Here is a 13,794-nt window from a genome sequence, read left to right as displayed (position 1 = left end):
TTCCCCATGGTTATTTTTTATGAGCAATGGCTTCAATTTCAACCAGAGCGTCTTTTGGTAAACGAGCGGCTTCAACGCAGGAGCGGGCCGGCGCATTTTCAGTGCCGAAGACCTCGGTGTAGATTTCGTTGAAAGCGGCGAAGTTTTCCATGTCAGACAAGAAGCAAGTTGTCTTAATGACGGTATCCAGGCCTGCGCCACTTGCTTCAAGCACCGCCTTTAGGTTTTCTAAAGACTGACGAGCTTGTTCTTTGATTCCACCTTCTATGAATTGCATCGTTTCTGGAACCAGAGGTAGCTGGCCAGAGGTATAAACCACTTCACCGTAGATCGTACCTTGAGAATAAGGACCGATAGCTGCTGGGGCTCTTTCTGTGGCAATAATTTGTTTCACGGTTAACTCCTAATATCTTGTTTTTTATTATTCAGATTTGAATTCTCGGATGAATTTGTAAACAGCCTGGCGACTGATGCCGAGCTGCTCGGATACTTGGGTTGTTGTCTCTTTGAGCTCGAAAATTCCGTTGTCAAACAGGCAGCGAATAATGGCTTTATTACGTCCCTTCGCGGTGACAGCGGTATTTTGGTCGACCTCGGAAATGGCAGAATTGAGCGCCTGAGTGATGACGTCGCTGGCATTGTTGCTGAAGTTTTCGTTCACCAGTGTTTGGGATGTCGAGCATTGCGGCATCAGAGTTTTAATAATTTCAGGAAATGGGAATGATAGATTCATGTTGATGCACAACATTCCGATGGGCTTGTTATTAGGGCCTGCAAGTACACAGGTTGTAGATTTCAGTAGAGAACCATCGCTGGCATTGGTGAAATAGCTTTTTGGCGAGACTTCTCCGGTTTGCTCGAAAGCACGCCACATTCTCAATCCTAAATCCGTGATTGGAGAGCCAATTTTACGCCCGGTGTGATGGCCGTTGACGATCTTGACCACGGAGCTCTCTAAGCTTTCGAAAGAGTGAATAACCACTTCGCAGTGGGGACCAATAAGATCGGCGATGGTATCAGCGACACGAAAGTAGTTACTGAGAAATTCTCTGTCTTCATCGGTAAATCGGACTTGTTTTACATTCATAATTACGGTTTACATTTTTCAACTTTATGCTGTCAATCTACTCCTTTTGGATTAGTTGGGCAATAGAGTAGTAAACTTCTGTAAACTCGCGTTTGGCATTTTTAATGCTTTGTTTAACAGTGTAATAACAAGTTTTATGCGCGGTTTTTGAGCGTTGTCACGACATTTCTAAAGTGATAATTGAAAAATTTAAACTGCATCAAAGTTTACTTTTTTAAATTTAATGGAAGGGAGTTTATTAAAATTATGACGGGGTTCAAGTTATGGTTTTCGGTCTTAAGAAGAAGGCTCTGCTGCAGGAAAACAACAGAGCCTTTGAGTGCTGTTTTTGGACTTAGCGACTCAGTTCATTAAACCTTGGCAAGCTACTTGAGAATCTGCGATGAACATCCATATACGTCTGCATATAAATGTCATCGATACTGTCGGCACATGGAAAACTGGACGAAAAATCAGAATGTTTGCGGTCAATGGACAGCTTTGCTGCTTCGATAATATGGGCGATAAACATTCTGGGATCTTCCAGCCCCACCGAAATTCGCATGGTTGTCGGCTTAATGCCTGCTTCTGCCAGTGCTTCATCATGGAGTTCTGAGTGAGTAGTAAGAGCCGGACACAGGGCGACGGTATTGGTTTGTCCGAGGCTGACCTGCATACCGATGGCAGGCTCTAGCATGTCGAAAAACTGTTTAAAGACTTCGCGGTTGATTGGTTCACGGTTGCCGTTGCCTTCCATATCAATGGTAAATAACGCCGCAGGTAAGCCAAGATGCATGTTGTTCTGACAGTGGGCGTAGTTATCACTGTCGGGTAACGCAGGGCAAGAGACGTTGATGTCAGGGTGGGCATCAAAAATCTTTGCCAGTGTCAGGGTGTTAATGGTTTTCTGAACCACGCGCATCTCGTAAGTTTTCATTCCGTTGAGTACCTCAAACGCTTTATCTGCGTCAAGGAAAGCGCCTTTGATGTAATACACGTTCCAGAACAATGTTTCGTTCCACGGAATCGTTATTTGAGCACCATTGGGTTTAATGAATGCTGCCTCTTCGCCTTTCGGAACAAACATGGTCTCATTACGACCAATCACAACCCCAGCCGTGGTGGTACCGGAACCGGCAAGCTCTTTGGTGTATGAGTGAATCACAAAGTCAGGGCGTTCCATCACATCATCGCGTTTCAGAACAGGGTGCAATAAAGGTGTACCTACCGTTGAATCAACAATCACGTCCCAACCTCGCTGGTGGGCAACCCGGCTGATACTCGCGACATCGAGTACATAACCGTGTGGGTTACAAGGTGATTCGAGATAGATATAGATCTTTTTACCGGCAGTCAGGCGGTCAGCGTATTTATCCGCGACCTCATCCAGGCGTGTTGCAAACTCATCGCCAGAATAGCCATCTACCCACTCGACGGCGACATTGAGGTTGGACGGTTTACCAAACCAATCTTCTAACAATTGGTATGAGCCACCATAGATATTGCGTGAGGCCAGTACAATATCTTCATGACCTAACAAGTGGCTTAATAACCCATCAATGGCTGCCATTCCTGAGTTAAAGTTCCAGGCTAGATACTCACTCGCTCTGGTACCCGCTTCAAGATCCACCATGTGGTTAGCCAGTGAAATGGACGTAGGGTTAAGCAACCGTGAATAGATATCATGCAGTGGCTCTTTGCCGTTGAATGCGTCTTCAATCCATTCGGTGCATGCAAATAGATAAGTAGCGGTACGAGTAATAACAGGACTTGCTGAGAAGATTGCGGCGACATTGTCGAAAATAGGGTATGCCCCCTTAGAGGCGAAGTGGCCGTTATTGGTGGCGATCGACTGGTAGGTAGTTCGCATCGGGTTTTGCAGGTTATCGAGGATCTTCGCGATCTGGAATGACAAAAATCGTTTGGCATTGAACCAGGCGATTCGATCGCTTTTATCAAGCTCGGAAAGCCCATCGACAGTTATTGCCCAGAGATCATGTGTTTTGGTATTGGCCTTGTAGAGCGTTGTCGCCAGTTCGACTAACGTGGTTCCGTATTCACTGTTCGGGTCAATACCAAAATGTTTGGCTTGTTCAATCGCGAGCGCTTCTGCTTGTTCGTGTTTGGTTGTTTTACGCAGAGGGCTAAGTTGAGTTGAGGTATTCATAGTTCCATCCTTTGTTTTACCTCTACTAAGTTTAGTGTTATAAAATTGTTAATGATTGCGAAATGAGAAGTGTCTGATGCTTATTGAGCAATAAAATTGCGTAATGAGGCTAGTATTTGATGGAATATGCTAATGGATGAGATCGACAAGAAAATACTTATAGAACTCCAAAGCAACGCCCGGCTAACTAATCAAGAGCTTGCAGACAGAGTGGCTCTTTCGCCGTCCCCATGCCTTCGTCGCGTGCGTGAGCTGGAAAAAAAGGGAATTATTCGAGGTTACCACGCCAGTGTGGACCAAGAAGCTTGTGGACTCCCCATCAACGTGTTTGTCCTGGTTAAACTGGAGAAGCCTACCGAAGAGAACATGCGTGACTTTGAACATCATATTGCGTTGATCGATGAAGTCATTGAATGTTTCCTGATGACCGGAAACCACGATTACCTTTTGCATGTGGTCAGTGAATCACTCAAAAGTTATGAGCAGTTTATTCGCAAGGAGCTGACCAGGCTGCCTAATATTGCCTCGATTGAGTCGAGTTTTGCGTTTGGACAAGTTAAAAGAAAGACCAAGTTGCCGGTGCGGTAATATGTATTCTTCAGGGGAGATTGCGATCACTAAATGGTTTCACCAAGATGAAATTGAGTATCCAGTTCGATCAACTTTTGCGCCACCTTTGCTTCAGGATTGATGATCCGCGCCATTAACTGCTCGGCAGCCATTTTGCCTATTTTTTCTCTGGGCGTAATCACAGTTGCAAGTCTTGGGCTTATTTCAGAAGTAATATTGTGGCCATGAAATCCGACGATGGCGATGGCCTTTGGTACCTCAATACCCTGGCGCAAAGTTTCGTAAAGTGCCCCTATTGCGATATCGTCATTGGTGCAAATCACGGCATCAACATCAGGGTAGGATGCCAGCGTGTCTTTCATCAACTGCGAGCCAAGCGTATAGGTGGAGGGTTTCATGGTAGAAATCACCAAAGGGGTTAGCTTTTCAGCTTCCATTGCTTTCTCATATCCATGGATCTTTTGTTTGGTCCGCTCGTCCATTCGAGCTGCCAGGTAGACGATGCGCTTTCTTCCCCTTGAGAGCAGCATGGTTGTTGCGTGTTGACTGGCTTTCACATTGTCAATGCCAACCGCTTGATGTATTGGAGCCGAAACAGAGTCCATGATCTCGACGATGGGGATGCCAGAGGCTGTGAGGATCTTTTTGGCTCGCTCAGTGTGAAAGCTTTCAGAAAGAATAATTCCGTCGATGTTGTAACTGAGTAAATTTTCGATTCGCTTCTCTTCAGTGTGTTTTCCATAGCCGTAATGAGCGAGCATCGCCTGATAGCCTTTGGGCTCAATCACCCCCTCGATGCCTCTCAATACTTCGTCAAATACTTGGTTGGTTAATGAGGGAAGCAGGACACCAATGGAGTAACTTTTGGCTTTGGATAAGATGTCGGGGGCACGATTGGAAACATAACCAAGCTCTTTGGCGACTTCATCAATTTTGGCTCCGACGGAAGCTGAGACTTTACTGGGGTCTCTTAAATACCGGCTTACCGTCATCTTGGTGACACCGATCCTATCCGCGATATCTTGTAATGTGGGTCTATGCTTTTTGTACGTCATAAAACATTCCTGGTTATGGTGAGGCTACCGTAGTTAATGTAGCCTCTTCATGTTTGGAATTAGTTGCCTGAAGCAATTGCGATGGCTTCTCTGGTAAGTTGCGTAATGCGAGGCCAATCTTTACTTATGATAGCGTCGGCGGGGATCATCCAGGTGCCTCCAACGGTTTTAACGCAAGAGAGCGCTTGGTATTCGGCGATGTTGTTTGGATTGATTCCCCCGGTAGGGCAAAAGCATGCTTGTGGCAAAGGGGCCGAGATAGCTTTCAATGCTTTTGCTCCCCCATTGGCTTCAGCAGGAAAAAACTTCAGGTGGTCGTAGCCATGGTTCATAGCATTCATGATTTCTGTTGGCGTGGATACACCGGGAATCAAAGCGACTGGGTGATTGGCTGCGTGTTGCAATAAGACGGAAGGGGCTCCCGGAGAGATAACAAATTTTGCTCCTGCCTCCACAACCGCATCATATTGCTCTGGAGTCAGCACTGTGCCTGCACCTACCATTGAATCTGGCATTTCATCGGCAATGGCACGGATTGCCGCGAGCGCTGCCTCTGTACGTAGTGTAATCTCGAAAACATTAATCCCACCTTCTGATAAAGCCTTGGCGAGTGGAATGGCATCTTCGACATGGTCAATGACCATGACGGGTACGATTGGTGACGATGCAAATACGTGTTGTGGAGAATGTAACCAGTTCATGTTTCAATCCTTGCTTAATTGGTTAGTGTAGTTAGGCGACTAAAAAAGTGTCGCGCCTTGTTCTGCGCTGGAAATTAAATGGCGAAAAACACCAAACAGCTCTCTGCCGCTGCCTCTTTGACTGTTGGACAGATTTGACTCAGCGATTAGTCGGTGTTCTATATTGTTGAGGACACTGACCTTGCCAGTCTGGCCATCGATCTCAATCATGTCACCATTCTGTATTTGTGCTAAAGGACCACCGCGCTTTGCTTCTGGCGTCATGTGAATCACGGCCGGAACTTTTCCTGACGCTCCGGACAGTCTGCCATCGGTGACCAGTGCCACTTTCAGACCCTGTTTCATGAGATTCCCCAAAATCGGCATGAGCTTGTGCAGCTCAGGCATGCCGTTAGCGGCTGGTCCATTAAAGCGGACGACAATGACGGCATCGTCCTTGATAAGACCGTTTTTGTAAGCGATTTCGACGTCGTGCTGGGACTCAAATACTAAGGCGGGTGCGGTGACTTTTTGGTGCTCCTCGGCAACGGCACTCACTTTCATGACCCCACGTCCCAGGTTGCCACTCAGAAGTTTTAAGCCGCCTGTTTCGCTGAAGCTGCCGCGACTATCCGCCAGCACCTTGGTGTCAGAACTCTCCATAGCGGGAGCGAAGCGAACTTGTCCCACCGCATCCAAATATGGAGAGGTCAGGTAATCTTCCATTGTGCCGTAGGCAGGGTTGGCATCCATGAAAATCAGGCCACGCAGGCTGAGGTTTTTCATTAATGCAGGAACCCCTCCCGCTTTGTGGAACGCATTGATATCGGCATCTCCATTGGGGTACATGTTTACCAGCAGAGGTACGACCCGTGAAAGCTCATCGAGGTCATCCCAGGTGACTATCCAACCTGCAGCTTTGGCGACCGCGACAAGATGAATGGTATGGTTAGTGCTGCCACCCGCCGCTAGAAGAGCGACCAGTCCATTAACGACAGACTTCTCATTGACGACATGCCCGACGGCCTTTTTGCTATGCTGGTTGACGCTAACGGAGGCAAGATATTGCGCTGCCTTTTCGGTTAACTTGTCACGTAACAGGGTATTCGGGGCGACAAAAGCGGAGCCAGGGAGCATCAGCCCCATGGCTTCAAATACGAGCTGATTGGTGTTTGCGGTCCCAAAAAAGGTACAGGTTCCCGCTGAGTGATACGCTTTGCATTCAACCTCTAATAAGGCGCGTTTGTCCACTTCGCCGGCGACGTACTTTTGTCGGGTTGAGACCTTCTCATCATTACTGATCCCGCTCGCCATCGGGCCGGACGGGACAAACATCGTGGGAAGGTGCCCAAATGTTAAGGCTCCCATAAGTTGCCCAGGTGCGATTTTGTCACAGACACCAAGCAGTAATGTGCCGTCAAATGTATTGTGGCTGAGTGAAAGTGCGGTTGACTGGGCAATGAGATCGCGTGAGAAGAGCGACAGTTCCATCCCATCGTTGCCTTGTGTGATGCCGTCACACATGGCGGGGACGCCACCCGCCACCTGTGCAGTGTTACCAAGTTCCGCCAGAGCCTTTTTAATGAGTTCTGGGTAGTACAGATACGGTTGGTGTGCACTCACCATGTCATTGTATGAGCTGACGATGGCCAGATTGGCTTTGGTAAAATCGAGAAGAGATACCTTCTCCGCTTTTGTAGATGCGGCCACGGTATGTGCCAGATTTCCGCACGACAGGCTTGCACGAAGTTTTCCTTTGTTTGCGGAATGCTCTAGATTCTCTAAGTACGTCTTTCGGCTTTGCTCACTTCGCTGAACGATGTTTTGTGCCACTTTTGTAATTACTGAGTTTATCGTCATCTTTAGTTACCTGTGGGCTGCGAGTGCAACCCACTTTTGTTAGATCCTGGAGAGGATGTCTTGGGTAATCTGAGTAGGTGTCTGTTTGATATCTATGTGTAGCGCTTCGTTTTCAGAAGGCTCAATGAGTGTTTCAAACTGACTCTCAAGCATTGCAGAACCCTGAAAGTAGTGCCCTTGTCGCGCTTTATGTCTTGACCATATGGTCTCGAAGTCACCTTTGAGGTATAGATAGACCAGTTCCTGACAGCCTTTTCCCAGAATATCGCGATACTCGGGCTTGAGTGCTGAACAGGCCACAACCAGACTATCGTTCTCTCGTAGCAGTGCATTTAGCCTTATTAACCACGACCTCCGGTCTTCATCCGTTAAGGGCACGCCACTTTGCATTTTCTGTACGTTGGCTTCTGAGTGGTAATCATCACCATCAAAAAACGGGATGTTGAGTTCATCGGCAACAGCTTGACCGATTGAGGACTTCCCACATCCAGAAACCCCCATTACGATATATTTTCTTTTCATTCAATTTTCTCTATCTAGGGCTGTGTGAACGGTTTATTGCCACCATAGTGCAAGCTGAGGGAACAGGATGACTAAGGCTAGAACGGAGATCTGCAGGGCGATAAACGGCAGTAGCGATACGAAAATTTCACCCAGACTGATGTCTTTAGGAGCAACAGACTTAAGATAGAATGCAGCAGGACCAAATGGTGGAGATAGGAACGCCACCTGCATGTTCAGACAGAACACAACGCCAAACCAAATCGGGTCCATACCTAAGCTGGTGATGATAGGGACAAAGATAGGCATTGTAAGCAGTGCAACACCGACCCAGTCGAGGAACATACCCAGCACAAACAGAATGGCCATCATGATGAGCAAGGTCGTCATCGCATTACCACCACTGAGCGCGAGGATCGTTTGTTCAACAAAATCGATACCACCCATGAGGTTATAGACACCGACCAGAGCGGATGCACCAATACCAATCCACATGATCATGCCGCAAGTACGCATTGTGGCGATGGCCGACTCTTTGATCATTGTCCAGTTAAGCTCTTTTCGAATCGCTGCGCTGACGGCAATACCCACTACACCCAGAGCAGAGGCTTCTGTGACAGACGCGACACCTGTGTAGATACTGCCCAAAACGGTTGCGACAGAGAGTAAAGGGAAGAACAGTGCTTTGAAATAACTAGGATTTTCTTTTGCATCTTCTTCTAGCTCCTCCTGGGAAGGTAGCGGTGCCAGACTCGGGTTGAGCTTACAGCGGATCAGTACATATCCGATGTAGAAGAAGGCCAGAATAAAGGCAGGCAAAAATGACGCCTTAAACAGGTCACCAATAGAAACAGACGCTGATAGGCCATATATGATAAGAACGATACTTGGAGGGAGCATCGTACCCAGTGCCCCACCTGCGCAGGTGGTACCAATGGCGAGTTTGCGGTCATAGCCAAGGCGCAGCATCTGAGGTAGCGCAAGGATGCCCAATAGTACGGTTTCACCACCAATGACTCCAGACATGGACGCCAGTATGACGGCAACGATCAGGGTTTGAACGGCAACGCCGCCTCGCACTTTTCGACCCACGCTTTTCATTGCATCAAACAAATCTCTGGCAATACCCGAGCGATCAAGAAGTGCAGCCATCAAAACAAACATGGGGACGGCTAGAAATACGTAACCATTGACAAAACTAAAGATTCGGCTCGTCACCAGAGGTAAGGCATCAACGCCAAACCATCCAAGAGTGAAAATAAGTGCGACGAGTCCAGTGACGAAGGCCAATTGCATACCAGTTAATAGCAACCCGATCATCAGCACCAGCATCAGCAAACTGCCATAGGCAATGCCGATTGAAGAAAGATCAGTGGATATCACGTATGAGGCTAACCAGCCAAGCGCGCTCAGAATTATCACCCCGCCAGCAAGTAGGATAAAATTGAAGCGGTTAGCAGATTCGGCTTTTGCAGAAGATAAGTTAAACATTGTTCTCTTCCTTCAGTTGTTGAATTTCATTGATCAGGTGCAGAGCAAACTGGATAAACATCAGACATACCGTGAAGCCAATCAGTCCTTTGAGTAGCGCAGGAAAAGCGGGATCCCATGCCGTACCGGAGGTTTCTAACCTTAGTTCTCCCCAGGGTGTAAACCATGAGTTACTGACCATTTGCCAGGCTGCAAAAATCAATAATCCGCTGAACAACAATCCTGCTAAATGATGAAAAATGTTGAGGTATTGCCTTGTTTTCTGAGAGACCGAATCATAAATGAGTACCACACGCACATGCTTGTCGGTTGCCAGTGCGTAAGCACCGCCAATGACAAATAAGGAGCCGCCAATGAACGAGGCTGTTTCGTGCACCCAAATCGTGGGTGAATCGAAAACGTATCGGCTGACGACCTCGTAAAAAGAGATAATGACGGTGAAGGCAAAAAACAGGCTTAATACTTCACTGACACGCGCGATGACTTTATCTAGGGTGTTCTTGGGCATTTCAGCCACATTTGTGTCTGAGTTTTTCATATCTATACGTCCGGAAAGGCGGGAGGTAAGAACTACCTCCCTATATTGTGTTTACTTACAGAAGATCAGCGTCTTTCAAATAAGTCGTGATGGAGTCATACACCTTTTGTGCGTTTGGTGAACGCTTAGCGTATTTCTCCCACTCACCCATTGCGATCTGACGGAACTTCTTGCGCTCTTCCTGAGACCAGTCGTGAATGGTGATGTCGGGATTTGCCTTTGCTTCTTTGACCGCTTTCTGATCGGCAATGCGTAACTGAGTGGTAATGTTCTGTGCAAAGTCACGCACAGATACGGTCATGATGGTCTGCAAGTCAGCGGGCAGTTTGTCCCATTTTTTCTGGCTCATTGAGATATCAATGGTGGGTAGAGAGTGAAAACCTGGTTGTACTGGGTGCGTCGCGATGTCATTCATGCCAGCTTGATGGTTTGTTGAGAATACGGTGTAGTCCGCAGCGTCGATAACGCCTTTGCTTAGTCCGGTAAACACTTCTGAACCTGGTAGATTGACGGGCGTGGCACCTGCTGCCGCAAAGACTTGTTGCACCAGGCCTTCCGGTGCTCGAAGTTTCAGACCTTTCAGGTCCGCAACACCATTTAGAGGAACTTTGGATACAAATGCCTCAACACCTGTTGTTGAGCCACCGATGTATTTAACACCGTATGGAGCATATAGCTCGGTCATCAGTTCATATCCACCACCGTGATTGATGTACTGCAGAAGTTGGCGAGTATCTGACCAGGCGCCAACCATGTTGCCGATGAGGCCAAAGGCTGGATCTTTGCCAGAGAAGTAGCCCGTTGCGGTAATGTGGCCATCAATGACCCCCATCTTAATTGCATCGAGAGTTTCAGTGTGCTTAACAACCGCGCCGACAGGTAGCAAGTCGATTTCGATACGGCCAGCCGACATTTTTTCTACGGTTTCAGCCCATTCCTTTTGTACTTGGAAGTTCTTATCACCTGACGGGTCACTCGATTGGAACTTGAAGCTAAAATCAGCAGCAATGGCGGTTGTTGAAAGTAACGCTGCCGCTACGAGGGTTGAGAGCTTTTTCAGGGGACGATTCATAAGTAGATCCTTTGCTTGTTTCGTTATCGTTTAATTTGAAGTTACGGATGTTCCCGGTAACATAAGCTATGTTATCGGTAACATTGTGTAACATCTAAGCGATTGGTCACACTTATTCTATAAACTTGATTATCGGCTTTGAGAATTTATCATGACTTGATATGCAACTTCTTTGGTATTTGTTGTGTTGAATTGAACAAGTTTGAATAGAAGGCTGTGGCTCGTTGACAGGCAATATCATTGGCGCAGGCAAGTTGATTCTGGTAGTGAATGAACACGAGAAAAGATGAACGACGTAGGTAGAGTGTGTAGGCGAGTAGAGAGTGCAGAGGGCGATAAGCCCGGTGGTTGGTAGCGATTTTGAAGTCAGAAGTGCATCCTTGCACTTTGTTTTATGGGGTTAGAAACGGTAATCTATCCCAAAATAGGCCGCTGACAGTGAATAATCTCGTGCTGATACGACAGAGACATATTCAGCGTTGACGCCCAGACCATCGGAAATTTCGTAACGAACACCAAGACCCACGCTCGGACTGGTAACATGTGTCTGTTTATTCCAGAAATATCCGTTGGCCTGAGTAATACCGACCAGGCCGTAAATTTCAAAGTTCTGCTCTAGCTCGTAACTGGCACGCAAAAGGAGGCTGTTGTAGGACTTAGGGTTAATTTCACTGTTACTCGCATTTACCCCTCCAAAGCGATATTCAGCACCAATGTTGTCATTAATTCGATAACCTGCCATTAAATAACCGGTACCAGAACCCAAATCATCGAATAGATTTTGCTGATTACCATAACCAATACTTGCTCCCGCGTAGAAACCCTGTGCCAGAGCTGGCAGTGCAAATAGTGACGTTGATAATAAAATAAGTTTATGCTTAAGTTTCATAAGTGATATACCTTAGTTGATGAAAGTTATTCCTATAGAAGGAAAGGTGAATAAATTACTGGCTAATTAAAATTGTTTTTCTTTATGGCTCAACTTTATTAAGTCAGTTCTTATTCGTAAATTTTTGCTTATTCGTGAATTTGTGCATATTGAAATAACGCCGAGGTAGCCCTGCGACCATGTCAAATTATTGTCATGCCAAGTGCATGTTTATTGTTTTCAAAAATAGATCCTATGAGAGAGCCAGTTATGCGACCTGAACAGACTCGCATGGCGTCGTTGCCAATTCCCCATTGTTGTCGGTAACCTTGATGACGCGCTGCATAATCAAGCTTCGACAATACGGCAAGTAGGACGCTCGTTCCTCTATATCCAGTGACTCTAAAAGCTCTAGCGCAGCAACAAATCCAGTAGCAATTAATGAACTGTTAGGGAACATTCGTCGCCGAACCATATTACTGAGCAAGTCTAATACCTGAATTAGTATTATTCGTTTCTGTTGGTCCAGCTCCCAATTTGGCATAACCCTTAAGCTCTCTCCCTTAAGTGCTGGAAGAATGGAAAGCTTGAATGCTTCGAACATAAGTTGGTGCTTTATTATCAAGCTGCTGAGTAACGATATTTCAATATTGCTCCTGTTGGAGATTGAGCATTTTTTTTTGTCAAATGAAACACCAGATTCATTAAAACTATTTAATAAGTCCTGCGCTAGTATTCCCGCTGAATAGGATTGAGCGGCAGATGCGCACATTTGTGGTATACGAGTTTCATCCAAAGTGGCTTTGAGAGGCGGAGTAGACTGACTCGTTCTGATAAACTCTACGGGTATATTCATATCTTTATTCATAGGACCACCATGGAGAACGTTATCCTGTATTGAGCGATACATGGTAAAAATAGGGATGCCAAACGGGTCTATTTGGCTTTGCTATTGTGTATCAGACGTTTTGTGTATCGGGCGTTTGATGACCGCGGTAAAGCGGTTGTCTGTGGTGGTGGCTGACACTAGAGTCCAACCCTGACTATTCATAAAGTTGAGCGCATCCATCGGAGAGTTAAATGACAGGGTATTGCCATTGTCATCACGCAGTAGATCTTTGTTCTTAATGCCAATCTCCAAAGCCTGACCAAAATCCACCTCCACTTTCCATTTGCTCAGGCTCAGTAATTTTCCTGATGCGACCATTAACGCGTACTGCTCTGTCTGAGCCTGTCGGGCTGTCGGCTCGGGTGATGATGCTGCATAACTCGATGACACTGGCAAGATGAACATCAACATGAGAGGAAATAGTTTTGGTAAAATTTTCATAAGGTTGTCTCCAATAATCTTTCTCTTAATGGCACACGTTGAGTGCCGTTGAAAGAAAGATTATCAGAGTGGATATCCAAGATATGGAAACTGCTGGGACGTAAAGTTTGAAATACGGAAAGCGTCCACGATCAATAAGACAGTGGACGCTTCATCGTTAAAGGTTAGGACTTATACTCAAGTGACCTCAAGATGCAGGACTCAGAGCTTCATCAAGGTATTCAGTTCAAGGAAAATAGTTGAAGGAATGGTATTCCCTTTCGAAGCTATTTGACGCAGAAATGGGCACCTTGATGAGCTCCCAAAGGGCGAGTTTACTTGGCTTATATGCTTTGTTAGCGATTTTCGATTTAGAGCCACTAGATCTCCAAATCACTGCTGCGCCTAGAAGCCAAGTAGTTCTCGCTGAACAGACATCTTGATGTTACTTGAGTATATCTTCATCACGCTTTTTTAACTCGCGATAAAAGTCAGAGAGAAACTCGATATCCTCTTTCGGGGCTGCCAGCATGATATCCAGAAATTTAAGTGTGCTGGCAGATAATGGCAATTGTCCACCGTGAAGCCGTTCCAGACTGGTCATGGGGAACAGCTGA

At 46.5% G+C, this 13,794-nt stretch carries 14 protein-coding genes; 1 reads left to right on the top strand and 13 read right to left on the bottom strand.

Annotated elements, in window-relative coordinates:
* Positions 1 to 10 precede the first annotated feature (10 nt).
* From C4S60_RS12960 to C4S60_RS12950, 3 genes are all read right to left on the bottom strand, one after another.
* A complete protein-coding gene (locus tag C4S60_RS12960; protein ID WP_103880777.1) occupies positions 11 to 394 on the bottom strand; it encodes a RidA family protein in 384 nt (127 codons plus the stop codon).
* Between the two features lie 27 nt (positions 395 to 421).
* On the bottom strand, positions 422 to 1,087 hold the full coding sequence (locus tag C4S60_RS12955) for a helix-turn-helix transcriptional regulator (protein ID WP_208623269.1): 666 nt from the start codon (positions 1,085 to 1,087) through the stop codon (positions 422 to 424).
* Positions 1,088 to 1,421: 334 nt separating this feature from the next.
* Complete coding sequence (locus C4S60_RS12950) at positions 1,422 to 3,233, bottom strand: trans-sulfuration enzyme family protein (RefSeq protein WP_103880775.1); 1,812 nt, start codon at positions 3,231 to 3,233, stop codon at positions 1,422 to 1,424.
* A gap of 132 nt (positions 3,234 to 3,365) precedes the next feature.
* Here C4S60_RS12950 and C4S60_RS12945 point away from each other — a divergent pair, with 132 nt between their 5' ends.
* Positions 3,366 to 3,821 (top strand): Lrp/AsnC family transcriptional regulator, encoded by a 456-nt coding sequence (locus C4S60_RS12945; protein ID WP_103880774.1) that lies wholly within the window; start codon positions 3,366 to 3,368, stop codon positions 3,819 to 3,821.
* Between the two features lie 29 nt (positions 3,822 to 3,850).
* On the opposite strand, the gene C4S60_RS12940 is transcribed toward C4S60_RS12945, so the two are convergent.
* The 10 genes from C4S60_RS12940 to C4S60_RS12895 all read right to left on the bottom strand — a co-directional run bounded on the left by C4S60_RS12940 (position 3,851) and on the right by C4S60_RS12895 (position 13,198).
* Positions 3,851 to 4,858, bottom strand: coding sequence for a substrate-binding domain-containing protein (locus tag C4S60_RS12940; protein ID WP_103880773.1), 1,008 nt, complete (start codon positions 4,856 to 4,858; stop codon positions 3,851 to 3,853).
* 59 nt (positions 4,859 to 4,917) lie between these two features.
* Positions 4,918 to 5,559: a bifunctional 4-hydroxy-2-oxoglutarate aldolase/2-dehydro-3-deoxy-phosphogluconate aldolase gene (locus C4S60_RS12935; RefSeq protein WP_103880772.1), complete on the bottom strand. Its 642-nt coding sequence runs from the start codon at positions 5,557 to 5,559 to the stop codon at positions 4,918 to 4,920.
* A 39-nt stretch (positions 5,560 to 5,598) separates the two neighbouring features.
* Positions 5,599 to 7,398 carry a phosphogluconate dehydratase gene (edd, locus tag C4S60_RS12930; RefSeq protein ID WP_103880771.1) on the bottom strand — a complete coding sequence of 600 codons (1,800 nt, stop codon included), beginning with the start codon at positions 7,396 to 7,398 and terminating at the stop codon, positions 5,599 to 5,601.
* A gap of 39 nt (positions 7,399 to 7,437) precedes the next feature.
* A complete protein-coding gene (locus C4S60_RS12925) occupies positions 7,438 to 7,920 on the bottom strand; it encodes a gluconokinase (RefSeq protein WP_103880770.1) in 483 nt (160 codons plus the stop codon).
* Positions 7,921 to 7,953: 33 nt separating this feature from the next.
* Entirely contained in the window at positions 7,954 to 9,231 is a 1,278-nt protein-coding gene (locus C4S60_RS12920) for a TRAP transporter large permease (protein ID WP_103880898.1), read from the bottom strand.
* Positions 9,232 to 9,382: 151 nt separating this feature from the next.
* On the bottom strand, positions 9,383 to 9,928 hold the full coding sequence (locus tag C4S60_RS12915) for a TRAP transporter small permease subunit (RefSeq protein WP_103880769.1): 546 nt from the start codon (positions 9,926 to 9,928) through the stop codon (positions 9,383 to 9,385).
* Positions 9,929 to 9,983: 55 nt separating this feature from the next.
* Positions 9,984 to 10,988, bottom strand: a complete 1,005-nt coding sequence (locus tag C4S60_RS12910; RefSeq protein WP_103880897.1) for a TRAP transporter substrate-binding protein — start codon at positions 10,986 to 10,988, stop codon at positions 9,984 to 9,986.
* A 412-nt stretch (positions 10,989 to 11,400) separates the two neighbouring features.
* On the bottom strand, positions 11,401 to 11,889 hold the full coding sequence (locus C4S60_RS12905; RefSeq protein WP_103880768.1) for a porin family protein: 489 nt from the start codon (positions 11,887 to 11,889) through the stop codon (positions 11,401 to 11,403).
* A gap of 247 nt (positions 11,890 to 12,136) precedes the next feature.
* Positions 12,137 to 12,736: a hypothetical protein gene (locus C4S60_RS12900; protein WP_103880767.1), complete on the bottom strand. Its 600-nt coding sequence runs from the start codon at positions 12,734 to 12,736 to the stop codon at positions 12,137 to 12,139.
* An 81-nt stretch (positions 12,737 to 12,817) separates the two neighbouring features.
* Positions 12,818 to 13,198, bottom strand: a complete 381-nt coding sequence (locus tag C4S60_RS12895; RefSeq protein WP_103880766.1) for a hypothetical protein — start codon at positions 13,196 to 13,198, stop codon at positions 12,818 to 12,820.
* Positions 13,199 to 13,794 lie beyond the last annotated feature (596 nt).

This window comes from Vibrio hangzhouensis (assembly GCF_900107935.1).
GTDB lineage: Bacteria > Pseudomonadota > Gammaproteobacteria > Enterobacterales > Vibrionaceae > Vibrio > Vibrio hangzhouensis.
The sequence above is the reverse complement of the archived record's forward strand: the minus strand, read 5'-3'. Positions and strand labels throughout refer to the sequence as shown.

Coding starts and splice junctions, on each gene's coding strand:
- C4S60_RS12925 (WP_103880770.1), bottom strand. CDS start 7,920: ATGAAAAGAAAATATATCGTAATGGGGGTTTCTGGATGTGGGAAGTCC.
- C4S60_RS12950 (WP_103880775.1), bottom strand. CDS start 3,233: ATGAATACCTCAACTCAACTTAGCCCTCTGCGTAAAACAACCAAACAC.
- C4S60_RS12900 (WP_103880767.1), bottom strand. CDS start 12,736: ATGAATAAAGATATGAATATACCCGTAGAGTTTATCAGAACGAGTCAG.
- C4S60_RS12945 (WP_103880774.1), top strand. CDS start 3,366: ATGGATGAGATCGACAAGAAAATACTTATAGAACTCCAAAGCAACGCC.
- C4S60_RS12955 (WP_208623269.1), bottom strand. CDS start 1,087: ATGAATGTAAAACAAGTCCGATTTACCGATGAAGACAGAGAATTTCTC.
- C4S60_RS12915 (WP_103880769.1), bottom strand. CDS start 9,928: ATGAAAAACTCAGACACAAATGTGGCTGAAATGCCCAAGAACACCCTA.
- C4S60_RS12940 (WP_103880773.1), bottom strand. CDS start 4,858: ATGACGTACAAAAAGCATAGACCCACATTACAAGATATCGCGGATAGG.
- C4S60_RS12935 (WP_103880772.1), bottom strand. CDS start 5,559: ATGAACTGGTTACATTCTCCACAACACGTATTTGCATCGTCACCAATC.
- C4S60_RS12905 (WP_103880768.1), bottom strand. CDS start 11,889: ATGAAACTTAAGCATAAACTTATTTTATTATCAACGTCACTATTTGCA.
- C4S60_RS12895 (WP_103880766.1), bottom strand. CDS start 13,198: ATGAAAATTTTACCAAAACTATTTCCTCTCATGTTGATGTTCATCTTG.
- edd (WP_103880771.1), bottom strand. CDS start 7,398: ATGACGATAAACTCAGTAATTACAAAAGTGGCACAAAACATCGTTCAG.
- C4S60_RS12920 (WP_103880898.1), bottom strand. CDS start 9,231: ATGCTGGTGCTGATGATCGGGTTGCTATTAACTGGTATGCAATTGGCC.